The sequence below is a fragment of the Bradyrhizobium sp. HKCCYLRH3099 genome (genome assembly GCF_051167855.1).
In the GTDB taxonomy this organism is placed as follows: domain Bacteria; phylum Pseudomonadota; class Alphaproteobacteria; order Rhizobiales; family Xanthobacteraceae; genus Bradyrhizobium.
The window spans coordinates 18,194-39,229 of the sequence record NZ_JBNPTW010000001.1 but is presented as its reverse complement, the minus strand read 5'-3'; the positions used below and the strand labels follow the sequence as shown (position 1 = coordinate 39,229).

23 protein-coding genes are annotated in these 21,036 nt (G+C 65.4%); 16 read left to right on the top strand and 7 right to left on the bottom strand.

Annotated elements, in window-relative coordinates:
- Window positions 1-4: 4 nt before the first annotated feature.
- A complete protein-coding gene (locus ACQR1Y_RS00200; protein WP_434878634.1) occupies window positions 5-796 on the bottom strand; it encodes a class I SAM-dependent methyltransferase in 792 nt (263 codons plus the stop codon).
- A 198-nt stretch (window positions 797-994) separates the two neighbouring features.
- Between ACQR1Y_RS00200 and ACQR1Y_RS00195 the strand changes: the two genes are divergently transcribed.
- Entirely contained in the window at window positions 995-2,377 is a 1,383-nt protein-coding gene (locus ACQR1Y_RS00195) for an Nramp family divalent metal transporter (protein ID WP_434878635.1), read from the top strand.
- A gap of 78 nt (window positions 2,378-2,455) precedes the next feature.
- On the opposite strand, the gene ACQR1Y_RS00190 is transcribed toward ACQR1Y_RS00195, so the two are convergent.
- The 3 genes from ACQR1Y_RS00190 to hemB form a co-directional block, all read right to left on the bottom strand.
- Window positions 2,456-3,232 (bottom strand): arginyltransferase, encoded by a 777-nt coding sequence (locus ACQR1Y_RS00190; RefSeq protein WP_434862143.1) that lies wholly within the window; start codon window positions 3,230-3,232, stop codon window positions 2,456-2,458.
- 88 nt (window positions 3,233-3,320) lie between these two features.
- Window positions 3,321-3,866, bottom strand: coding sequence for an RDD family protein (locus ACQR1Y_RS00185; protein WP_434862144.1), 546 nt, complete (start codon window positions 3,864-3,866; stop codon window positions 3,321-3,323).
- A 171-nt stretch (window positions 3,867-4,037) separates the two neighbouring features.
- Entirely contained in the window at window positions 4,038-5,090 is a 1,053-nt protein-coding gene (hemB, locus tag ACQR1Y_RS00180) for a porphobilinogen synthase (protein WP_434862145.1), read from the bottom strand.
- A 230-nt stretch (window positions 5,091-5,320) separates the two neighbouring features.
- Here hemB and ACQR1Y_RS00175 point away from each other — a divergent pair, with 230 nt between their 5' ends.
- From ACQR1Y_RS00175 to ACQR1Y_RS00115, 13 genes are all read left to right on the top strand, one after another.
- Window positions 5,321-5,788: a DUF6163 family protein gene (locus ACQR1Y_RS00175; protein WP_434878636.1), complete on the top strand. Its 468-nt coding sequence runs from the start codon at window positions 5,321-5,323 to the stop codon at window positions 5,786-5,788.
- 360 nt (window positions 5,789-6,148) lie between these two features.
- A complete protein-coding gene (ldtR, locus tag ACQR1Y_RS00170) occupies window positions 6,149-6,661 on the top strand; it encodes a transcriptional regulator LdtR (protein WP_008962376.1) in 513 nt (170 codons plus the stop codon).
- 198 nt (window positions 6,662-6,859) lie between these two features.
- Window positions 6,860-7,084, top strand: coding sequence for a hypothetical protein (locus ACQR1Y_RS00165; protein ID WP_434862147.1), 225 nt, complete (start codon window positions 6,860-6,862; stop codon window positions 7,082-7,084).
- A gap of 18 nt (window positions 7,085-7,102) precedes the next feature.
- The gene (locus ACQR1Y_RS00160) at window positions 7,103-7,324 is read left to right on the top strand and encodes a hypothetical protein (RefSeq protein WP_434862148.1); all 222 of its coding nucleotides are present in this window, start codon (window positions 7,103-7,105) and stop codon (window positions 7,322-7,324) included.
- A gap of 105 nt (window positions 7,325-7,429) precedes the next feature.
- Window positions 7,430-7,909 carry a hypothetical protein gene (locus tag ACQR1Y_RS00155; RefSeq protein WP_434894291.1) on the top strand — a complete coding sequence of 160 codons (480 nt, stop codon included), beginning with the start codon at window positions 7,430-7,432 and terminating at the stop codon, window positions 7,907-7,909.
- A gap of 185 nt (window positions 7,910-8,094) precedes the next feature.
- Window positions 8,095-9,399 carry a serine hydroxymethyltransferase gene (glyA, locus tag ACQR1Y_RS00150; protein WP_434878638.1) on the top strand — a complete coding sequence of 435 codons (1,305 nt, stop codon included), beginning with the start codon at window positions 8,095-8,097 and terminating at the stop codon, window positions 9,397-9,399.
- Window positions 9,400-9,412: 13 nt separating this feature from the next.
- Complete coding sequence (gene nrdR / locus ACQR1Y_RS00145; protein WP_006612773.1) at window positions 9,413-9,898, top strand: transcriptional regulator NrdR; 486 nt, start codon at window positions 9,413-9,415, stop codon at window positions 9,896-9,898.
- Window positions 9,895-11,046 (top strand): bifunctional diaminohydroxyphosphoribosylaminopyrimidine deaminase/5-amino-6-(5-phosphoribosylamino)uracil reductase RibD, encoded by a 1,152-nt coding sequence (gene ribD, locus ACQR1Y_RS00140; protein ID WP_434878639.1) that lies wholly within the window; start codon window positions 9,895-9,897, stop codon window positions 11,044-11,046. The genes nrdR and ribD overlap by 4 nt, the downstream gene beginning before the upstream one ends.
- The gene (locus tag ACQR1Y_RS00135) at window positions 11,046-11,654 is read left to right on the top strand and encodes a riboflavin synthase (protein WP_434862152.1); all 609 of its coding nucleotides are present in this window, start codon (window positions 11,046-11,048) and stop codon (window positions 11,652-11,654) included. The genes ribD and ACQR1Y_RS00135 overlap by 1 nt, the downstream gene beginning before the upstream one ends.
- Before the next feature lie 185 nt (window positions 11,655-11,839).
- The gene (gene ribH / locus ACQR1Y_RS00130) at window positions 11,840-12,331 is read left to right on the top strand and encodes a 6,7-dimethyl-8-ribityllumazine synthase (protein WP_434862153.1); all 492 of its coding nucleotides are present in this window, start codon (window positions 11,840-11,842) and stop codon (window positions 12,329-12,331) included.
- Window position 12,332: 1 nt separating this feature from the next.
- On the top strand, window positions 12,333-12,839 hold the full coding sequence (gene nusB, locus ACQR1Y_RS00125; protein ID WP_434878640.1) for a transcription antitermination factor NusB: 507 nt from the start codon (window positions 12,333-12,335) through the stop codon (window positions 12,837-12,839).
- 185 nt (window positions 12,840-13,024) lie between these two features.
- Window positions 13,025-14,017, top strand: a complete 993-nt coding sequence (gene thiL / locus ACQR1Y_RS00120) for a thiamine-phosphate kinase (protein WP_434878641.1) — start codon at window positions 13,025-13,027, stop codon at window positions 14,015-14,017.
- Between the two features lie 204 nt (window positions 14,018-14,221).
- On the top strand, window positions 14,222-16,342 hold the full coding sequence (locus tag ACQR1Y_RS00115) for a sodium-translocating pyrophosphatase (RefSeq protein WP_434862156.1): 2,121 nt from the start codon (window positions 14,222-14,224) through the stop codon (window positions 16,340-16,342).
- Window positions 16,343-16,777: 435 nt separating this feature from the next.
- Here the strand turns inward: ACQR1Y_RS00115 and ACQR1Y_RS00110 are convergent, their stop codons facing one another.
- From ACQR1Y_RS00110 to ACQR1Y_RS00100, 3 genes are all read right to left on the bottom strand, one after another.
- Complete coding sequence (locus ACQR1Y_RS00110; RefSeq protein WP_434878642.1) at window positions 16,778-17,860, bottom strand: DUF2336 domain-containing protein; 1,083 nt, start codon at window positions 17,858-17,860, stop codon at window positions 16,778-16,780.
- Window positions 17,861-18,056: 196 nt separating this feature from the next.
- Window positions 18,057-19,064, bottom strand: a complete 1,008-nt coding sequence (locus ACQR1Y_RS00105) for a Bug family tripartite tricarboxylate transporter substrate binding protein (RefSeq protein ID WP_434878643.1) — start codon at window positions 19,062-19,064, stop codon at window positions 18,057-18,059.
- A 155-nt stretch (window positions 19,065-19,219) separates the two neighbouring features.
- Window positions 19,220-19,705, bottom strand: coding sequence for an outer membrane protein assembly factor BamE (locus ACQR1Y_RS00100; protein ID WP_434878644.1), 486 nt, complete (start codon window positions 19,703-19,705; stop codon window positions 19,220-19,222).
- Between the two features lie 117 nt (window positions 19,706-19,822).
- Between ACQR1Y_RS00100 and ACQR1Y_RS00095 the strand changes: the two genes are divergently transcribed.
- Window positions 19,823-20,359, top strand: a complete 537-nt coding sequence (locus ACQR1Y_RS00095; RefSeq protein ID WP_434862160.1) for a ubiquinol-cytochrome C chaperone family protein — start codon at window positions 19,823-19,825, stop codon at window positions 20,357-20,359.
- A gap of 4 nt (window positions 20,360-20,363) precedes the next feature.
- A complete protein-coding gene (locus ACQR1Y_RS00090) occupies window positions 20,364-20,987 on the top strand; it encodes a YceD family protein (protein WP_434878645.1) in 624 nt (207 codons plus the stop codon).
- Window positions 20,988-21,036 lie beyond the last annotated feature (49 nt).

Here is a 21,036-nt window from a genome sequence, read left to right as displayed (position 1 = left end):
CGCCCTAAGTCGCGCTCGGTGCTTCCTGCAGGCCCCATGCCGGCGGCAGCGTCTTGAACGCGAGGTGCGTGCCGGCATTCAGCGGCGCCGTCTTGAAACCGAACATGTGCCAGGCCAGCGCCAGCGCGTGCTTGGTGTAGATCGAGATGTGCCCGTTGCGCGGCCCGATGTACCACCAGCCCATGCCCTGGGCGTCGAAATCGTCGGGCTGCGTCAGTGTCGAGTAGAACACGCCGCCCGGTTCGGCCACGCAGGCCGCAATGGCTCCGATCGTCGCCAGCGGATCGGGCACGTGCTCCAGCGTCTCGAAGCAGGTCACGAGGTCGAACTTCCCCTCGGGGCGCGCCGCGTGCTCCGGCACCATTGGGTCGTAGGTCACGGCCTCGCCGAAGCCGTGCGCGCGCAGGCCGGCGCAGAGGACATCATTGCCGCCGCCATAGTCGAGCACGCGCATGCCGGCCTTGTGCGGCCCCCAGAAGCGGGCAATGGCCGCAGCGTTGTCAGTCGGCCGCTTGATCCGATAGTCTGGATCCACCGCTTCATAGCCGTCGTTATAGATGTAGGTCCTGAACTGCTCGATGCTCCAGTCGTCGAATGCGTCCGTGAACAGAAATCCGCAATCGGCGCAGCGCCGGTAGTAGATCGGCACGCCCGACAGCGGCGCGTTGGGCACATGCGCGATCTGGCAGGGGCGGTTCATGTCGACCACGCCGAACAGATTGGCAGGACCGTCACAGATCTTGCAGGGCACGGGCGCGTTCGAGATGGGCCGGAGACCGAGTTGAGTAGACAGCATTTTGAATTCCGTGAATGGGGCGACGGCTCGCGCGGCGGCCATGGCTCTGCCTTCGACCAGAGACGAATCGGCATCAGCGGGCTGTCCCGATGATGAAGCGCGGCGCGAACTTTGCCAGCGTCGGCTGGCCGATCGGCCTCTGCAATCCGCTTTTGCAAATAAGTTGCATTAAAGGTCGGTTTCGTTCAGGATGATGTCATGGACGCAAAATCGTCAGACCTCTCGCAACTGCATGCCATGGTTCCCCCGGGTGACAGCCTGATGACGGGAGGTTGGCGCAACGAGCGGGGTGACCCGTCGCTCGGCGACATGTTCGCGTCCGTGCGGACCACCGCCAAGGGCTCGCTGTGGCGCAAGCTGATTGCGTTTCTAGGCCCCGGCTATCTGGTCGCGGTCGGCTACATGGACCCCGGCAATTGGGCAACGTCGCTCGCCGGTGGGGCCAAGTTCGGCTACATGCTGCTGTCGGTCGCCTTGCTGTCGAATTTGATGGCAATCGTGCTGCAGTCGTTGTGCACGCGGCTTGGCGTCGCCACTGGCCGCGATCTCGCCCAGGCGTGCCGGGATTCCACGCCTCGCTGGGTCTCGATCCCGCTGTGGCTGTCGGCCGAGATCGCCATCACGGCCACCGATCTCGCCGAGGTGATCGGCACGGCCATCGGTCTCAGCCTGCTGTTCGGGCTGCCGCTGTCGATCGGCGTCTGCGTCACCGCGCTTGATGTGTTTTTGATCCTGGCGCTGCAGGCCTTCGGCTTTCGCTGGATCGAGGCCTTCGTGGTCGCTCTGCTCGGCGTGATCGCGCTCTGCTTCGCGATCCAGATCGGGATGGCGCAGCCGGATTGGGCGGGGGTGGTGAAGGGCTTCGTGCCGAGCAGCCAGCTGCTCGCCAATCCCGAGATGCTGTATCTGGCGCTCGGCATCCTCGGTGCAACCGTGATGCCGCACAATCTGTACCTCCATTCCGGCTTGGTGCAGACCCGCGGCTATGGCGACAGTCCGGCGGAGAAGCGTGAGGCGATCACGCTGTCGACGATCGACTCGACGGTGGCGCTGTGCCTCGCGCTCACCATCAACGCTTCGATCCTGATTCTCGCGGCGGCCACCTTCCACCGCACCGGCCAGCATGACGTCGCCGAGCTCGACCAGGCGCATTCCTTCCTGGCCCCGTTGCTGGGCTCGACGCTCGCGCCAACCTTGTTCGCCATCGCGCTGTTGTGCTGCGGCCTCAACTCGACGATCACCGCCACCTTGTCAGGCCAGATCGTGATGGAAGGCTTCCTGCAGTGGCGGATCGCGCCATGGCTGCGCCGGATGATCACCCGCATGATCGCGATCGTGCCGGCTGTCGTGGTGACGATCTGGGCCGGCGAGAAGGCCACGGGTCAGCTCCTGATCCTCAGTCAGGTCGTGCTCAGCCTGCAACTGCCCTTCGCCATCGTGCCGCTGGTGCTGATCACCGCGAGCCGCGCCAAGATGGGGCAGTTCGTGGCGCCGCGCTGGCTGACGGCCATCGCCGCGGTCATTGCGGCCGTCATCATCGCGCTCAATGCGAAGCTGGTGTGGGATCTGGCGACGGGATGATGAGAGGCGAATGGCGAACAAAGGGTAGCGAATAGGGAAACGGAATAGCTCTATTCGCCAATCGCTATTCGCCCGCTTTCACTCCTGCGGCTCCGGTGCGGTGCCGCCCTCGGCGTCGATGCGGAGCCAGCCTGCAGCCGCCAGCCGCTGCTGCGGCAGGTACCGGCTCTTGTAGTCCATTTTCTTCGAGCCCTCGATCCAGTAGCCGAGATAGACGTAAGGCAGACCCTGCCGCCGGGCTCTGGCGATGTGATCGAGGATCATGAAGGTCCCGAGCGAGCGCGTCGTCTCAGATGGATCGAAGAACGAGTACACCATCGACAGCCCGTCGCTGAGCACGTCGGTGAGGGCCACGGCGATCAGCTCGCCGCCGCGGGCGTTCGGGCCGTTGCTCAGGTTGCGCTTGCGATATTCGATGATTCGCGTTTCGACGTGGCTGTCCTCCACCATCATGGCGTAGTCCAGCACCGTCATGTCGGCCATGCCGCCGTGGCGGTGACGCTGGTCGAGATAGCTGCGGAAGATCGAATATTGCTCGGAGGTCGGAACCGCGCTGCGCTGCTCGCCGACCAGATCGGAGTTGCGCGCGAGCACCTTGCGGAAGTTACGAGAGGGCCGGAATTCGTTGGCGATCACCCGCACCGACACGCAGGCGCGGCACTGGTCGCAGGCCGGCCGGTAGGCGATCGACTGGCTGCGGCGAAAGCCGCCATGGGTCAGGAGGTCGTTGAGATCGGTGGCCTTGTCGCCGACCAGATGCGTGAAAACCTTTCGCTCCTGCCGCCCGGGCAGATACGGGCAGGGCGATGGCGCAGTCAGGTAGAACTGCGGGGTATCACGCGAGTGCTGGGTCAAGGAACGTCGTGTGCCTCCGAGGCGATATCAGACAGAATTGCGCTCCGGAGACGACCGGTCAATCGCTTTTGATGCGACGTGCGATGTCTCACCACGTCCGTGCGGCCCCGGCGAGCTGGGCCCGCGCCGACGTGTTGATCACGACGGTGCCGAGCACGAAATCGTGCAGCAGCCGGCGGCGGCCATTGAACAGTCCGACCAGCAGGACGAACGGCGACAGCACCGACACCGAGATCCAGAAGCACACCGCGTGCACGGCACCGAGCACAAAGTAGCCCGGCGCGCCGTACCAGGTTCGCACCTCCAGATCCATGACCCGCATGCCGACCGTCGCCGAGTTCGGGCCGCCGATCGTGGCGCCGTAGTAGACGATCGCCCAGATCACGGAGGCCGGCGATACCAGCCAGAACAGCGCCCAGCCAAGCCCGAGCGTGACCACGCCGAACAAGGCGATGAAGATCACGGCCAGAATGACCGGGACGGACAGGACGAGCAGGTCGATCAGGAAGGCAATCGCCCGCCGTGTCAGCACGCCGCGGAACAGCTCCGGCTGCTGGTAGGGATCATAGGCGTGCGGTCTGATCCCGGCTCCGCCGCTGCTCCAGCCGCCATTGCCTGGGCCCGTATACGCCATGGTTGTCCCCTCCAGAACTGGCCAACAGGACATGGGAACAGCGCGCGCGCTTGCAAGGGGCAATCCTTGCAACGCGCGCGGCAAATTTCCGGCGTTTCAGCGACGCGTGTGGCGGGCGCGACCAGCGAAGCGGCTTCGAGCGCCGGCGGTCGAATTGCGACGGTCCAGGTCTCACCCCTGACGGCGCAGCCGCTCCGCCGCCTGCGGCGCGAAATAGGTGAGGACGCCATCGGCGCCGGCGCGCTTGAAGGCCAGCAGGCTCTCCATCATCGCCCGATCGCCGTCGATCCAGCCATTGTTCGCGGCTGCCGCGATCATCGCGTATTCGCCGGACACCTGATAGGCAAACGTCGGCATGCTGAAAGTGTCCTTCACACGCCTGACGACGTCGAGATAGGGCATGCCCGGCTTGACCATCACCATGTCCGCGCCTTCGGCGATGTCGAGCTCGACCTCGCGCAGCGCCTCGTCGGTGTTGGCGCTGTCCATCTGATAGGTGCGCTTGTCGCCGCTCAGCGTCTTGGCCGAGCCGATCGCGTCGCGGAACGGGCCGTAGAACGCGGAGGCGTATTTGGCCGCATAGGCCATGATCTGAACGTCGAGGAAGCCTGACTGGTCGAGCGCCTGGCGGATTGCGCCGACGCGGCCGTCCATCATGTCCGACGGCGCGATGATGTCGCAGCCGGCTTCGGCCTGGACGAGGGCCTGGCGGACCAGCACCGCGACGGTTTCGTCGTTGAGGATGCGGCCATCCCTGATCAGGCCGTCGTGCCCATGGCTGGTGAACGGGTCGAGCGCGACGTCGCAGAGAACGCCGATCTCCGGAAATTCCTTCTTGATCGCCTTCACGGCCTGGCAGACCAGGTTGTCCGGATTGCAGGCCTCGGAACCGTGCTCGTCGCGCAGCGAGGGGTCGGTATAGGGGAACAGGGCGATGCAGGGGATGTCGAGCTTGGCCGCGCGCTCGGCGTCGCGCACGATCTCGTCGACGCTCAGCCGTTCCACGCCCGGCATCGAGACCACGGTGCTGCGGACGCGGTCGCCTGCCACGACGAACAGCGGCCAGATCAGGTCATTGGTGGTCAGAACGTTCTCGCGGACCAGTCGCCGCGCCCATTCGGCCTTCCGGTTGCGACGCGGCCGGATGGTCAGATCGAGCGCCGGAGCGGAGGGATTGTGCGCGACATCGCGCAGTTCGATCGGGCGCCCGAATTTGATCGCCATGGGGTGCTGGCTCCTTGAGCTGGCCGGCGAGCCGGATTTTGATTTGTTGTAATTCGAACAATCTGTACCACTTTGCACGTCGCGCGTCACTTGACCTGACGCAAGCAGCCCGGTTGATTTCCGGCCCGGTTGGTTTCACGGTGCCGCCTAGGCCCAGGAATCGCCATCCTTCCGGTCTTGAGAGGCCTCGATGATCCCCTTGACGACGTGCCAGTTCTGCTCGATCGCCCATGCCTGAGATCCCCTCGGCGCGAGATCTGGCGCGCGACAACACCGCCATGTCGGTCGCGGCCCTCTCCTCGGACCGGCGCGAAGGCGACGACAATGTCTGGACGCGGCGGCTGGTGCTGTTCCTGCGCGTGATGGCGATGCTGTCCATCGCCAAGGGGCTCTATCACTGGGCCCAGGTTACGGGCTTCATCGGCGGCGAGGACGAGGCGTTCGAAAACCAGCCCATGGCCTGGCAGGCTGCGACCGTCTATTTCGCCGTGATCGAGCTCGTCGCCGCGGTCGGGCTGTGGCTGGCGACACCCTGGGGCGCCGTGGTGTGGCTGACCACCGTGGTCTCGATGGCGGTGATCGAGCTGATGTTCCCGGGCATCTATGGCGGCAACCTGCTGGTGGTCGCCGGCGAGGCGGTCATGCTGGCCGCGTATCTCGTGCTGGCCTGGATGGCGGCTCGCGAGCGGCCACCGTAGGTGGTGGGCTGCAATCCTTGCACGGCATAAATCTTTTCAGCGCGATGCAAGTAATGTTTCGAACACCTTAAGACCGCCTGCCACAGCTGTTACAGAGACCTTAGCGGCGCTACCCAGGCGTGTTTTGGAATGCGACAGGTGGATGAAACGAAGCGAGAACATGGCGTCTCCACCGTCAACGGACTCTTGCGAAACCCTCTGTAATTACTGAATTAAAAGACGATTCACTCTCCGCGATTCATTCTCTCTTTATGCTCTTATTTAAGGCGATCTTCAAAGCACGCCCCTTAAGTTCGCTCTATCAGACGGGACACAAGTTTCGTCGAATAAGTCGACAAAAACGACGACAGGGGAAGTGTCATGATGAAAGCCGTTGCGACGGCCGTGGAGACTGCTGCGCCCGGCCAGGGTGGCACCGTGCAGTCGCTGTATCTGGAAGCATTGACGCTGGTGGAGCGGCTGCATCGCCGTCTGCTCGACGTCATCAAGGACGAGTTCGACCGTCGCGGTCGTTCCGACATCAATTCGGTCCAGGCGCTGCTGCTCTATAACATCGGCGACAAGGAGCTGACCGCGGGCGAGCTGCGCACGCGCGGCTACTATCTCGGCTCCAACGTCTCCTACAATCTGAAGAAGCTGGTCGAGCTCGGTTTCCTCGATCACCAGCGCTCGCGCGTCGATCGCCGCTCGGTCCGCATCCGCCTGACGCCGCAGGGCCAGGAGATCCGCCGCATCGTCGACTCGCTGTATCAGAAGCACGTCAAGACCGTGGAGCAGGTCGGCGGCATCTCGAGCGAGGAGTTCTCCACGCTCAACAAGTCGCTGCATCGCCTCGAGCGGTTCTGGACCGACCAGATCCTGTATCGGCTCTGAGCTGATCTCACTTCGGCTGACCCGGCCTCCGACCCAAGAGAGCCAAGACCGGACAGTCGTCGATCCCTCGAGTTCGACCTCGCGTCGGCCCATGCGGGCCGGCGCTTTTCTTTGTTTGCCCGATCATCATTCGCGATTGCGAGAAACCGACTGGAACCAATCCGGCCGCTCGGACTTGTCTCGTCCGGAGGTCGGCCAATGCTGCACGATCACGGAATGCAGGTCATGAACGTGGAACTGGTCAGCGACGCCTACGCGATCGCGGCCAACTATCTGCGTTTGTCGGGGGCCTTGCCGGACACGATCACGCCGGATGATCGTCTCGTCGACATCCTCGTGCAGCTGATCCACCGCGGAGAGTTCAACAAGCTCAGGCTCGCAAACAGGGCGATCTCGATGTTCGAGACGGCCCATGCGGCCTGACCATCAAGAGGGGATGATATGGAAGCCGCTATCGATCGCATCATGCACACCTACGACCTGCTCGCGAACCGCACCGCTGCGGCCAGCCAGGAAGCACGCCAGAAGGTGAGCGCCTACATCCAGACGCTGTTCGAAGCCGGCGAACGCGATCCGCATCGCCTCACGGTTTGCGGCCTGACCTATCTGCGCCAGCTCGACGGCCGCGTCGATCCGGTGAAGGCGGGCTACACCGGGCTTTGATGTCTTTGGCGCGAGGCCACTCGCGCCTCACGCTTGCCTCATGATACCGACAACCTGTATGAGACCGTCCGGTTTCATGCAGGTTGTTTGTTTTTGGGGGCAACGATGCGGTTGACGCCTTGGGTGAGTGCAGCAGTGATTTTGGCTGGCTCGTGTGCGCAATCGAATTGGTCGACGAGCTTAGCCGAGACGGTTGCTCCCCCGACCGTGACGAAAGCCTGGAAGGCGTTAGGAAGGGTCGGAGCCTGCGCAGAAACGACGATCACGAAAATCGCGGATCGGTCGGATGGCCCGCTTTCGCCCACCCCGTTCAAGTCCGGCGAGACGCTCGACAAGGACGGTGAGCCCATGATGGATCAGGGCACCTACGTGCAGTATCAGAACGGCGCCGAGCAGATCGACGCGGCGTGGAATGCCGGCGTGGCCCATTCCAAAATCGGTGATCCCGTGCGTCTCTGCACCGTCTTCAAGCCCAAGAAGTGTCCGCCCGGAGATGATCGGGGGAGAATTTACAAGGCGATCAACCTGCGGACCAACGAGACCTGGCAGATGTCGGAGAGCTGGCACGCCTGCGGTGGCGCCTGAACAGGGGCTTGCTCCCGCGGCCGTCCACCATATCTGGCGCAATTGTCCGGTTTGACCCGCAACCGCTTGGCCTGTCCCTTGGCCTGCCGCCGCCCGTATGGTACAGGGCAAGGGTCTTTTCCGACCGCCTTCACCGAACCGACCGCAAGCCACGTAAGGCTTTGCGGACGTGGAGATATTCGCCGATGACCGCTTCCAGCGCCAAGCCCGCTTCGTCCGTCGATTCCTTCTTCTCCGCCACCCTCGCCGAGGCCGATCCCGAGATCGCCGCCGCCATCAAGGGTGAGCTCGGTCGGCAACGGCACGAAATCGAGCTGATCGCCTCGGAAAACATCGTCAGCCGGGCGGTCCTGGAGGCCCAGGGCTCGGTGATGACCAACAAGTACGCCGAGGGCTATCCGGGCGCGCGCTATTACGGCGGCTGCGAATGGGTCGACGTCGCCGAGAATCTCGCGATCGACCGCGCCAAGAAGCTGTTCGGCGCCAATTTCGCCAACGTCCAGCCGAACTCCGGCAGCCAGATGAACCAGGCCGTGTTCCTGGCGCTCCTGCAGCCCGGCGACACCTTCATGGGCCTCGACCTCGCCGCGGGCGGCCATCTCACCCACGGCTCGCCGGTCAACATGTCCGGCAAGTGGTTCAAGGCCGCGCATTATACCGTGCGCCGCGACGATCATCTGATCGACATGGACGCGGTGGCGAAGCAGGCGGAAGAGGTCAAGCCGAAGCTGATCATCGCCGGCGGCAGCGCCTATTCGCGCCCGTGGGACTTCAAGCGCTTCCGCGAGATCGCCGACAGCGTCGGCGCGTATCTCCTCGTCGACATGGCGCACTTTGCGGGCCTCGTCGCCGGTGGAGTCCACGCCTCGCCGGTGCCGTATGCCCACATCACGACGACCACGACCCACAAGTCGCTGCGCGGCCCGCGCGGCGGCCTGATGCTGTGGAATGACGAGCAGTTCACCAAGAAGTTCAACTCGGCGATCTTCCCGGGCCTGCAGGGCGGCCCGCTGATGCACGTGATCGCCGCCAAGGCGGTGGCGTTCGCCGAGGCGCTGCGGCCGGAGTTCAAGACCTACGTGAAGAACATCGTCGAGAATGCGAAGGCGCTGGCGGAATCGCTGCGCGCCCAGGGCTTCGACATCGTCTCCGGCGGCACCGACAACCATTTGATGCTGGTCGACCTCCGGCCGAAGGGGCTGAAGGGCAACGTCTCGGAGAAGGCGCTGGTCCGCGCCGGCATCACCTGCAACAAGAACGGCATTCCGTTCGACCCCGAGAAGCCGTTCGTCACCTCGGGCCTGCGTCTCGGCACCCCGGCGGCGACCACCCGAGGCTTCGGCGTCGCTGAATTCCAGCAGGTCGGCAGCCTCATTGCCGAGGTGCTGAACGCGATCGCGCAAGGCCCTGACGGCAGCGCGCCGCTGGTGGAAGCCGCGGTCAAGGAGAAGGTGAAGGCGCTGACCGACCGCTTCCCCATCTATCAGTAAGGCGTAAGGCGACATGCGCTGCCCGAGCTGCAACAGCCTCGATACGCAGGTGAAGGACTCCCGCCCCACCGAGGATTCCTCGGTGATCCGGCGGCGGCGGGTCTGCGTCACCTGCAACTTCCGCTTCACGACCTTCGAGCGGGTGCAGCTGCGCGAACTCACCGTCATCAAGCGCAACGGCCGCCGCGTGCCGTTCGACCGCGACAAGCTGATGCGCTCGGTGCAGATCTCCTTGCGCAAGCGCTCGGTCGATCCGGAGCGCGTCGAGAAGATGGTGTCGGCGATCGTGCGCGAGCTCGAGAGCGGCGGCGAGTCGGAAGTGTCCTCGGAGGCGATCGGCGAGATCGTGATGGAGCATCTGCGCGACCTCGACGACGTTGCCTATGTCCGCTTCGCCTCGGTCTATCGCAATTTCCGCGAAGCCAAGGATTTCGAGGCCGTGCTCGGCGAGCTTTCGGCGGAGGACGAAGCCCCGCGGCTGGCGCCGGTTCGCAAATGATCTTCCGGGTGCTGGTCGATCAGGTCGGCGAGAAGCTCAAGGCGCAGAAGGACGCCGACCGCCGCTTCATGCAGTTGGCGCTGACGCTCGGACGTCGCGGGCAGGGGCGGACATGGCCGAACCCGGCCGTCGGCGCTGTTGTTGTCAAGGATGGCGTGATCGTCGGCCGCGGCTGGACGCAGCCCGGCGGGCGGCCGCATGCCGAGCCGGAGGCGCTCCGGCGCGCCGGTGAGGCCGCCAAGGGCGCTACGCTCTACGTGACCTTGGAGCCGTGCTCGCATTTCGGCAAGTCGCCGCCCTGTGTCGATGCGGTAATCGCCGCCGGCATCAGTCGCGTTGTCTCGGCGATCGAGGATCCCAATCCGGAAGTCGCGGGGCAGGGGCACGCCAAGCTGCGTGCTGCCGGCATTCAGGTCGAGGTCGGCCTCTGTTCGGCGGACGCCAAGCGCGACCATGCCGGCCATTTCCGCCGCATCCGCGATGCTCGGCCGCACGTCATCCTCAAGCTGGCGGTCTCGGAGGACGACAAGATCGCCGCCGCTGGCAACAAGCCGGTCGCGATTACCGGCGAGACGGCACGGACGCGCGTGCATCTGTTGCGCGCGCAGAGCGACGCCATCCTGATCGGGGTGCGCACCGCGATCGCCGACGATCCGCTGCTGACCTGCCGCCTGCCGGGCATGGAGCCGCGCTCGCCCGTCCGCGTCGTGCTCGATCCGATGCTGCGGCTTCCGGCCACCAGCCGCCTGATGCAGTCCGCGCGGACGACGCCGCTCTGGCTCGTGGCCTCCGAGGTGGCGGAGCCGGCGACGGCGACACGGCTGGGCGCCGCCGGTGCCCAGGTGATCCGCGTGCCGCCGCAGGCCGACCCTTCCGCGCTGGAGCCGCCGGCCGTGGTCAAAGCGCTTGCGGAGAAGGGGATCACCCGCGTGATGATCGAAGGCGGCAGCCGCGTAGCATCTTCTTTCATGCAAAGCGGCCTGGTCGATGAAATCTGGCTCTTGCGCGGACCCAGCGAGATCGGCGCCGACGGCATTGCTGCGCTGGACGCATTGCCGCTGACCGCAATCACGCAGTCGCCCGCCTATCGCGTTCGTGCTAGCGAGACGCTCGATCCCGACATCCTCACGATTTACGAGCGCGTGTAATGTTCACCGGCATCGTCACCGACATCGGCGAGATCGTCAGCCTGACGCCGCGGACCGAGGGCAAGCTGCACCGGCTACGCATCGCCTGCAGCTACGACCAGTCCACGATCGCCGATGGCGCGTCGATCGCCAACAACGGCGTCTGCCTCACGGTTGTGCAGTCTGGCGTAGCCGACGGAAAGACATGGTTCGAGGTCGACGCCGCCGCGGAGACGCTGGCGCTGACCACCGCCAAGCATTGGCGCGTCGGGACCAAGCTCAATCTCGAGCGGGCGCTGAAGATCGGCGACGAGCTCGGCGGCCATATCGTCTCCGGCCATGTCGACGGCATCGCCACCATCGTCAGCCGCGAGAACCTGCCGGACATGGCGCGCTTCGTGTTCAAGACGAGCCGCGAGCTGGCGCGCTTCATCGCCACCAAGGGCTCGATCACCCTCGATGGCGTCTCGCTCACGGTCAACACCGTGGACGAGCTGACCTTTTCGGTGCTGATCATTCCGCATACGCTTGCAGTGACCACGCTGTCATCCTGGCAGACGGGCAGCGAGGTCAATATCGAGGTCGACCTGATGGCGCGCTATGCGGCACGCCTCACGGAAATGAAGTAGCCTCGAGCCGAGGCTTTCCGTCTTGGCTTTGTCGGCGCTCGCGCCTACAAGGCCAGCCCTCATGGCGAGACGGCGCTGCTGCGCCGGTTCGCAGCATGAGTTGATTTCATCTTGCCCTTCGCGACGCGGCCGAGTGGCCGCTCCCTTGAGGGGTGAGGCAGCTTGAAGACAATGGAAACAGAACCATGGCAGACGCACGGCGCGCGCCGCTGAAAGACCAGACCGACATCACCGGCGCCCGGGCGCTGATCGTGGAAGCACGCTTCTACGACGACATCCAGGACGCCATGCTGGAGGGCGCTACCGCCGAGCTGAAGGCGGCCGGTGTGAGCTATGACGTCCTCACCGTCACCGGCTCGCTGGAGATCCCAGCAACCATTGCGATCGCGCTGGACGCGGCCGCGAAGAACGGCAAGCCCTATGATCTCGCGATCGCGCTCGGCTGCGTGATCCGCGGCGACACCATCCATTTCGAGATCGTCTCGCAGGAGTCGTCGCGGGCGCTGATGGACCTGTCGGTGGCGCGCGGCCTGCCGCTCGGCAACGGCATCCTCACGGTGAACAATGAGGACCAGGCCTGGGCGCGCGCTCGCGTCTCGGAGATGAACAAGGGCGGCGATGCCGCCCGCGCCGCGCTCGCCGTGCTGCGCATCAAACGCCGTCTGTCGCGAGGCTGAGATGGCGGAGAACAAACCCTTCAGGGGCCCGATCCGCGCCAACTCCGACCGCAAGGCCAACCGCCGCGGCGCCGCCCGTCTCGCCGCCGTGCAGGCGCTCTACCAGATGGATATTGCTGGCGCCGGCATCAACGACGTGCTGGCCGAGTTCGAGAGCCACTGGCTCGGCAACGAGGTCGAGGGCGAACAGTATCTCCCCGCTGAAGCCGCGTTCTTCCGCGACATCGTCTCCGGCGTGGTGCGCGACCAGACCAAGCTCGACCCCGTGCTGGACACGGCGCTGGAGCGGGGCTGGCCGCTGCAGCGGATCGACGCCATCCTGCGTGCCGTGCTGCGCGCCGGCGCCTATGAGCTGGAGCGGCGCAAGGACGTGCCGGCCAAGGTCGTCGTGTCCGAATATGTCGACATCGCCCACGCCTTCGTCGAGCGCGACGAGACCGGCATGGTCAACGCCGTGCTGGAGCAGCTCGCCCGGCAGTATCGCGGCGACGAGATGGGGCCGAAGTAGGTGAGGCGGGCCGGCGCAACAGTTTTGCGGACCGGCACCCTGCCAGCGTGTTCACTCCGCTGTCATCACCCGCGAAAGCGGGTGATCCAGTATTCCAGAGACGCCTCGAGGATACGGAGAGGCCGCGGCGTACTGGATCGCCCGGTCGAGCCGGGCGATGACAACGGTGGATGGAGTGGGCGCCAATGACCCAAGCGCCCTCCGGTGAAGACTCGCTGATCGCCCGCTACTTCAAGCCGCTGGCCACCGATCCCGGCGCTTTCGGCCTCGTCGATGACGCCGCCGCCATCCCGGCTGGCGCTGACGACCTCGTCGTCAACACCGACGCGATCGTCGAAGGCGTCCACTATCTCCCCGACGATCCCCCAGACACCATCGCGCGCAAGGCGCTGCGGGTGAACCTGTCCGATCTCGCCGCCAAGGGCGCGGCCCCCGCCGGCTTCCTGCTGACACTGGCGCTGCGGCAGAAGGACGAAGCCTGGCTCGCTGCCTTCGCCCGCGGCCTCGGCGAGGATGCGGCCGTGTTCGGCTGCCCGCTGCTCGGCGGTGACACCGTGTCGACGCCCGGACCCGTCATGATCTCGGTCACGGCGTGGGGTCGCGTGCCCAAGGACCGCATGGTGCATCGCTTCGGGGCTCGGCCGGGCGATAGGGTCATGGTCACCGGCACGATCGGTGACGCCGCGCTCGGCCTGCGCATTCTTCAGGGCAGAGCAGGGGTGGCCGCGCTGGATGCCGATCCCGCCGCGCGGGACATGCTGATCAGCCGCTATCGCGTGCCGCAGCCGCGCACCGCGCTGGCGGCGGCCGTTCGAGACTATGCGACGGCGTCAATGGACGTCTCCGATGGCCTTGCCGGCGACCTGACCAAGCTTTGTGCTGCCTCGTCCGTCAGCGCCGACATCGCCCTGTCACATGTTCCGATCTCATCAGCAGCCGCACGGCTTGTTGCTGCGCAATCAGTCCAACTGGAAACTCTGATCTCCGGCGGCGACGACTACGAGATCCTCTGCACTGTTCCCGCAGCGCAATGCGACGCCTACCGCGCTGCAGCCAACACCGCCGGCATCGCCGTCGCCGACATCGGCGCCATTGTCGAGGGCCCGCAAGCGCCGCGCTTCCTTGACGCTCAGGGCCGTCCAGTCAGCTTGCAACGGCTGTCCTACAGCCACTTCTGACACCTATTCGCAACCGCACAGTGCGACCAAAGAAGCGTCTGAATTTGGAGCGGTTCAGGCGTCGCGGCGTTGCGTCATCATGGCGATTTTGGCAAGCTTCACCGCGTTCGAGGCGGCTCCGCCCGGAGCGGCCTGACAAGGGGGCGTGCGTCGCACCATCGCGGCGTGACGTAGTTCAAAAAAGCAAAGAGCCGAGGAAACTAAATGTCAGCTTTATGGGTGATCGTGCTCTGCGGAGCGCTGTCGATCGTCTATGCGATCTGGGCCACGCAATCTGTGCTCAGCGCCGACGCCGGCAATGCGCGCATGCAGGAAATCGCGGCGGCCGTGGCCGAAGGCGCACAGGCCTATCTTCGCCGCCAATACACGACGATCGGAATCGTCGGCGTCGTGATCTTCGTGCTCCTTGCTTATTTCCTCGGCATGCTCGTCGCGGTCGGCTTTGCGATCGGCGCGATCCTCTCCGGCGCGGCCGGCTTCATCGGCATGAATGTCTCTGTGCGCGCCAACGTGCGCACCGCGCAGGCGGCGACCACCTCGCTTGCCGGCGGCCTCGAGCTCGCTTTCAAGGCCGGCGCCATCACCGGTCTGCTGGTGGCGGGTCTGGCGCTGCTCGGCGTCACCATCTACTTCGGCATCCTCACGGGCTTCATGAAGCTCGCGCCCGACAGCCGCACCGTCATCGACGCGCTGGTCGCGCTCGGCTTCGGCGCCTCGCTGATCTCGATCTTCGCCCGTCTCGGCGGCGGCATCTTCACCAAGGGCGCCGACGTCGGCGGTGACCTCGTCGGCAAGGTCGAAGCCGGCATCCCCGAGGACGATCCGCGCAACCCCGCGACCATCGCCGACAACGTCGGCGACAATGTCGGTGACTGCGCTGGCATGGCCGCGGACCTGTTCGAGACCTATGCGGTGACCGCCGTCGCCACCATGGTGCTGGCCGCGATCTTCTTCGCCAAATCGTCGCTGCTGACCAACATGATGACCCTGCCGCTCGCCATCGGCGGCATCTGCATCATCACCTCGATCGCCGGCACCTTCTTCGTCAAGCTCGGCGCCAGCCAGTCGATCATGGGCGCGCTGTACAAGGGCCTGATCGCGACCGGCGTGCTGTCGCTCGCCGGCCTCGCCATCGCGATTGCCTGGCTGATCGGCTTCGGCAAGCTCGACGGCGTCGACTACACCGGCACGGCGCTGTTCGTCTGCGGCGTCGTCGGTCTCGTCGTGACCGGCCTGATCATCTGGATCACCGAGTACTACACCGGCACCGACTTCCGGCCGGTCAAGTCGATCGCGGCGGCCTCGGTCACCGGTCACGGCACCAACGTCATCCAGGGTCTCGCCATCTCGATGGAAGCGACCGCGCTGCCCGCGCTCGTGATCATCGCCGGCATCCTGGTCACCTACAGCCTCGCCGGCCTGTTCGGCATCGCGATCGCGACCACGACGATGCTGGCGCTGGCCGGCATGATCGTCGCTCTCGACGCCTTCGGCCCGGTCACCGACAACGCCGGCGGCATCGCCGAGATGGCCGGTCTGCCCAAGGAGGTCCGCAAGTCGACCGACGCGCTCGACGCAGTCGGCAACACCACCAAGGCCGTCACCAAGGGCTACGCGATCGGCTCCGCCGGTCTCGGCGCGCTGGTGCTGTTCGCGGCCTATAACCAGGACCTGCAGTTCTTCATCGCCGACTCCGCCAAGCATCCGTACTTCGCGGGCATCAAGCCGGACTTCTCGCTGAACAACCCTTACGTCGTGGTCGGCCTGCTGTTCGGCGGCCTGCTGCCGTATCTGTTCGGCGCGATGGGCATGACCGCCGTCGGCCGCGCCGCCGGCGCGATCGTGGAGGAAGTGCGCCGTCAGTTCCGCGAGAAGCCGGGCATCATGCAGGGCACCGACAAGCCGGACTACGGCAAGGCGGTCGACCTGCTCACCAAGGCGGCGATCAAGGAGATGATCATCCCCTCGCTGCTGCCGGTGCTGTCACCGATCGTCGTCTACTTCCTGATCTACGCGATCGCGGGCGGCGGCGCGGCCGGCAAGTCGGCGGCGTTCTCGGCCGTCGGCGCCATGCTGCTCGGCGTCATCGTCACGGGCCTGTTCGTCGCGATCTCGATGACTTCGGGCGGCGGCGCCTGGGACAACGCCAAGAAGTACATCGAGGACGGCCATTTCGGCGGCAAGGGCTCGGACGCCCACAAGTCGGCGGTCACCGGTGACACCGTCGGCGATCCCTACAAGGACACGGCAGGCCCCGCCGTGAACCCGATGATCAAGATCACCAACATCGTCGCCCTGCTGCTGCTGGCGATCCTGGCGCACTGAACAGCAGAACGGTGCCGACAACTAAAGACCCCGCGGTGCGAGCCGCGGGGTTTTTGATTTCTGGCTGATGCACGTGGCGTCGGCTGAAACGGGACAGAGCGCAGCTGGTGCCTACCTTGGCGACGTGACCCTTTCCGCGCCGTCATTCCGGGGCATTCGCGCGCAAAATGGCGCAGCCATTTTGAAGCAGCGCGAATGAGCCCGGAATCCATAACCCTAGGCCGCCGTGAGTTGAAGACGAGCGCCACGCATATCCGAGCCTTGCTATGACCGGTGGTGGCGATGGGTTCCGGGCTCGTGCCTGCCGACAAAATGGCTGCGCCATTTCGCCGTCAAGCACGCCCCGGAACGACGAGGAGGAGAGGGCGCGGAGCCAAGTTCGGGATGACGTTGCAGAGGTGGCGTCTTTGCAAAAACGTCCGCCGATGAGGCGTCCTACTCCGCCGCGTTCTGCCGCACCCGATAGTTCTGCAACATGCTCTGCGCCATGCGCGGCTGCATCGCCGTGAAGCTCGCCAGGTGCTGGTCAAGCTGCGGGCGCGCGCTGCCGCTGACATGGGCCTGCATGAACAGCAAGGTCGTCGTGGTGACCCAGGACAGATCGAGCGCCTTGGCGAGCACCAGCAACTGATCCGGCTGCTTGCGTGCGAAGGCGCGTTCGACGACGTCGAGCGGCAGCTTGCACATCAGGGACAGCGCCAGGGTGACCTTGTCGAAGCTGCCTTCCTTGGCGAAGCCGTGCAGTTGCGCCTCGTGCAGCTGGCCGGTGGCATGCAATTGCTCGACATAGGCCTTGGCGTTCGCGAAATCGGTCGAGCGCGTTCGCGCCGCGGCCTGCAGATGGCCGGACGCCTGGGCGACCGCGAGCTCGACGATTTCTGCGCGGGCGCTGTCAGCCGACGCGAGTTGATTGCGGACGGCATCCGAGGCTTCGACGAACAGCCGTACCAGCACTTCGCGCGGACTGTCGGGGCGGCTCCACAGCTTCATCGCCAGCCCCGGATCGTCGGAGGCCTTCGCCACCAGGCCGGAGAAACCGTGATCGGAGAAGCGGGCGCCATCATTGTTGGCGGTGTTCGACACCACGGCCTGGTCGCCGCGATCGACCAACACGTCGGTAACCGCCTCGGTCAGGATCTTGCGGCCTGAGATCGCCAGCAGATGTTCCTGACTGCTTCTCTGCGCGGTGGCGACCAGCGTCTGCTCGTCGAGCCGGTCGCTCTGGCGCAGCACGGGCCCGGCGACCGCAATCGTCTCGTCGCTGGCCAGTAAATTGATCAGGCGCGGCGGCGCATCGGGCAGCGCCGCAAGGCGGCTGCCGAGCTGCGCCCGTGCGGCGACGGCGACGTTGTCGAGCAGCTTGAACAGCACGTGGTCGAACAGGTCGACATGCTCTTCGGTGAATTTGCCGGAGCCCACCACGAACAGGTCGGTGACGCGGTCGATGATCTCCGAGCGCCGCGACACGTAGCGGCTGGCGAGGATGTCTTCGAGCTGATGCAGGACTTTGTTAGGCAAGGCGCGGCTCATGCGATGGATGTCGCCGTGGCCTGCCCACCGGGGATCGGATCGGCCTCCAGGGGGGGGGCGATCCGGCATCCGCTGACGGTATCTCAAAACCAGATCAAAGACACGCGGCGACCATCTATCGCATCATCTCGCTTAAGGTGCCGTTACACCACGCGCCTTACCTTTATACTCTTCGGGGCCGGCATCACTGCACATCCATCTGCAGCCCTTCCTTCTGGATGATCGAGGCGAACTTCGCGGTCTCGGCCTGCACGAACTCGCCGAACTGCTGCGGTGTGCCGTAATCGCCTCGTGCGCCCATCGCCGCGATATTCTTGCGGATGTCCTCGCGCTCCAGCAGCGCCTTGACCTGCAAATTGAGGGCATTGACGATCTCTGGCGGGCAGGCCTTGGGCAGGAACACGCCGAACCAGGACGAGACGTCGAATTTGGCGAGCTCCGGCGCGCTCTCGCGCATGGTTGGCAGCTCGGGCGCATTGGCGCTGCGTTCCGGCGTGGTCACGCACAGCCCGGTCAGCTTGCCGTCCTGGATCTGCGGCAGCGACGGAAACAGATTGTCGAACAGAATTTGGATGTCGCCCGCAAGCGCCGCCTGCAGCGCAGGCCCGGCGCCGCGGAACGGGATGTGAGTCATCTTCAGGCCGGTAAGCTGGAGGAACCAGGCGCCGGTGAGATGCGGGCTCTGGCCGACACCGGACGAGCCGTAGTTCAGCTTGTCCGGATTGGCCTTAAGATAGGCGATCAGCTCGGGAATCGACTTGATCCCCGTCGAGGGATGCGCGGAGACGATGTTGGGAATACGGATCATGTTGGACACCGCCTGCAGCTGATCCGGCTTGTAGGCGAGGTTGCGGAAGATCGAATAGGCGATCGCGTTGGGTCCGGGATTGCCGATCAGGATCGTATAGCCGTCGCCCTTGGTGTTGCGCGCGACCTCGGCGGTGCCGATCGTCCCGCCGCCGCCCGAGCGATTCTCGACCACGGCTGATTGTCCCCACGCAGTCTGCAGATGCGCGGCCAGCAGGCGGCCCATCACGTCGGTGCTGCCGCCCGGCGCGGCCGGCACGATCAGCTTCACCGTCTCGGTGGGCCGCCAGTCGGCGAGGCTCGTGCGCGGCAGAAGGGCGGCGGTCGAGAGCGCGGCGGCGCCGGACAACAGCTTGCGGCGCGACAGCGCGATGCGATGAGTCAATGATTCCTCCCGGGCTTCTGTTTTGCGGGAGGGTAGGGACGATTGCGCCGCCAGAGCAAGCGCAGGCACGCGACATCGGCTGCGCCAATCAGCGCAGCAGCGGCACTTCCTGCCGTGCCCCGGAATCATATTCCGGGACGCGGCGATCAGGTCGATCAGTTGAAGCTGAGCAGCTTGAACAGCGGCGTCAGGTAGCTGAGCTCCTGGCCGGAGGTCGGCGTGGTACGGCTGACGAAGTCGAAGATCTTGCCGTCCTTCATGCCGTAATTGGCGAGGCGGCGGACCTGGCGGTTCTTGTCGAAATAGATCGCGATGACGCGCTGATCGACGACCTTCTGGTTCATGAAGGCGACCGGGCGTTCGGCGCGCTGCGAGATGTAATAGAACACTTCGCCATCCAGCGTCGCGACCGTCGAGGGGGTGCCCATCACGATCAACACCTGGTCCTGGCTCGCCCCGATCGGGATCTGCTCGAGCGCGCCGGGCGGCATGATGTAGCCCTTCTGGAACTGCTCGCCCGTACAGGCGGCGAGCGCCAGGCCCATCAGCGCGATCGCGCCAAAAGTGAGCGCACGGGTGCGCAGACGGGGGCTCAGGCCGCGGGAGAGCAGGCGGGCAGTCGTTCGCATTGTCTGGGTCATCTTCTTAAGATCGGATCCCGTCCCCTTGCGTCGGGCAGGGCGTTGACGTACCGGGCAAAGTCGCGGATTGCAACATGCCCCCCGAGCAAGCTCGGAACTCTCAGCCGCGGAATCCTCATGCTCTGGCCATTCAACCGTTTCAGGAAGTCCGGACCGTCCCCGCGCGGGACCATCGAGCCGATCTATGGCATGATCGTGGCGCAAACCCGAGAGCCGTTGTTTTATAGGCACTTAAATGTCCCCGACACGGTCGATGGACGGCTCGATCTGCTGATTCTGCACCTCTGGCTGGTGCTCCGCAGGCTGCGCGGGGTGGGAACCGAGCTGTCGCAGGCGCTGTTCGACCGGTTCTGTGACGACATGGACGACAATCTCCGCGAGATGGGGGTCGGCGACCTCACCGTGCCCAAGCGCATGCAGAAGTTCGGCGAGGCATTTTATGGCCGCACCGCCGCCTATGACCTGGCCTGGTCCGAGAGCGAGGCCCGGCTGGCGGAGGCGCTGCAGAAGAATATCTTGAACGGAGACCATCCGGACAGCGCGGCAGGGCTTGCCGCCTATGCGGGCCGGGTCGCAGCACAGCTTGCTGGCCTCGACGACGCCAAGCTGCTCGGCGCGGCCTGGCGCTTCCCGCGACCGGTTCAGCAGGACTGACGACATGAGCAGAGACAGAGACGCATCCCGCGAGCCGGGACGAGATCCCTCGAAGGATCCGTGGCGGGCACCGCCCGTGATCGTGGCGCAGATCCCGGACGCCGGACTGCATCGCGAGATCGAGGCCGATGCGGCCACGCGGCGTGCGCTGGCCGAGATCGGCGAACTGCGCGAGGTGCTGTCGGCGCATGCCTCGTTCGACGTGAAGCAGAAGCGCGATGGCAAGGTGCATGTCGAGGGGCGGGTGCGCGCTCGTATAGGCCAGACCTGCGTGGTCACGCTCGATCCGATCGAGACCGAGATCGACGAGCCGATCGACCAGATGTTCGCGCCGCCGGACCAGATTCCGGAGCTCGCGGATTTCGTCGAGGACGATCCGAACAGCGAGGTCGACACCGCCGACCCGCCGGAGCCGATCGTGGGCGGCCAGATCGACCTCGGCCGGCTCGCCGCTGACGCGCTGTTCCTCGGAATCGATCCCTATCCGCGCAAGCCTGGCGCCATGTTCGAGCCGCCGGCCGCGGCCGTCGCCCCGGAGGACCACCCCTTCGCCGCGCTGAAGGCGTTGAAAACGCAAGCCGGAGCAACGCCGATCCCGACCCCGGCGAAGAAAACGGATGAGGATTGATGTCCGAATGTGCAGGCCGGCCACGCGCCCGCGCTGCCACAAAGCCTTC

What these genes read in the sequence shown, in the direction of transcription:
- hemB (WP_434862145.1), bottom strand. Translation starts at nt 5,090, where the DNA reads ATGGCGATCAAATTCGGGCGCCCGATCGAACTGCGCGATGTCGCGCAC.
- ribD (WP_434878639.1), top strand. Translation starts at nt 9,895, where the DNA reads ATGATCTTCCGGGTGCTGGTCGATCAGGTCGGCGAGAAGCTCAAGGCG.
- ACQR1Y_RS00155 (WP_434894291.1), top strand. Translation starts at nt 7,430, where the DNA reads ATGCGGTTGACGCCTTGGGTGAGTGCAGCAGTGATTTTGGCTGGCTCG.
- nrdR (WP_006612773.1), top strand. Translation starts at nt 9,413, where the DNA reads ATGCGCTGCCCGAGCTGCAACAGCCTCGATACGCAGGTGAAGGACTCC.
- ACQR1Y_RS00095 (WP_434862160.1), top strand. Translation starts at nt 19,823, where the DNA reads ATGCTCTGGCCATTCAACCGTTTCAGGAAGTCCGGACCGTCCCCGCGC.
- nusB (WP_434878640.1), top strand. Translation starts at nt 12,333, where the DNA reads ATGGCGGAGAACAAACCCTTCAGGGGCCCGATCCGCGCCAACTCCGAC.
- ACQR1Y_RS00160 (WP_434862148.1), top strand. Translation starts at nt 7,103, where the DNA reads ATGGAAGCCGCTATCGATCGCATCATGCACACCTACGACCTGCTCGCG.
- ribH (WP_434862153.1), top strand. Translation starts at nt 11,840, where the DNA reads ATGGCAGACGCACGGCGCGCGCCGCTGAAAGACCAGACCGACATCACC.
- ACQR1Y_RS00100 (WP_434878644.1), bottom strand. Translation starts at nt 19,705, where the DNA reads ATGACCCAGACAATGCGAACGACTGCCCGCCTGCTCTCCCGCGGCCTG.
- ACQR1Y_RS00115 (WP_434862156.1), top strand. Translation starts at nt 14,222, where the DNA reads ATGTCAGCTTTATGGGTGATCGTGCTCTGCGGAGCGCTGTCGATCGTC.
- ACQR1Y_RS00195 (WP_434878635.1), top strand. Translation starts at nt 995, where the DNA reads ATGGACGCAAAATCGTCAGACCTCTCGCAACTGCATGCCATGGTTCCC.
- glyA (WP_434878638.1), top strand. Translation starts at nt 8,095, where the DNA reads ATGACCGCTTCCAGCGCCAAGCCCGCTTCGTCCGTCGATTCCTTCTTC.
- ACQR1Y_RS00090 (WP_434878645.1), top strand. Translation starts at nt 20,364, where the DNA reads ATGAGCAGAGACAGAGACGCATCCCGCGAGCCGGGACGAGATCCCTCG.
- ACQR1Y_RS00200 (WP_434878634.1), bottom strand. Translation starts at nt 796, where the DNA reads ATGCTGTCTACTCAACTCGGTCTCCGGCCCATCTCGAACGCGCCCGTG.
- ACQR1Y_RS00185 (WP_434862144.1), bottom strand. Translation starts at nt 3,866, where the DNA reads ATGGCGTATACGGGCCCAGGCAATGGCGGCTGGAGCAGCGGCGGAGCC.
- ldtR (WP_008962376.1), top strand. Translation starts at nt 6,149, where the DNA reads ATGATGAAAGCCGTTGCGACGGCCGTGGAGACTGCTGCGCCCGGCCAG.
- ACQR1Y_RS00165 (WP_434862147.1), top strand. Translation starts at nt 6,860, where the DNA reads ATGCTGCACGATCACGGAATGCAGGTCATGAACGTGGAACTGGTCAGC.
- ACQR1Y_RS00135 (WP_434862152.1), top strand. Translation starts at nt 11,046, where the DNA reads ATGTTCACCGGCATCGTCACCGACATCGGCGAGATCGTCAGCCTGACG.
- thiL (WP_434878641.1), top strand. Translation starts at nt 13,025, where the DNA reads ATGACCCAAGCGCCCTCCGGTGAAGACTCGCTGATCGCCCGCTACTTC.
- ACQR1Y_RS00175 (WP_434878636.1), top strand. Translation starts at nt 5,321, where the DNA reads ATGCCTGAGATCCCCTCGGCGCGAGATCTGGCGCGCGACAACACCGCC.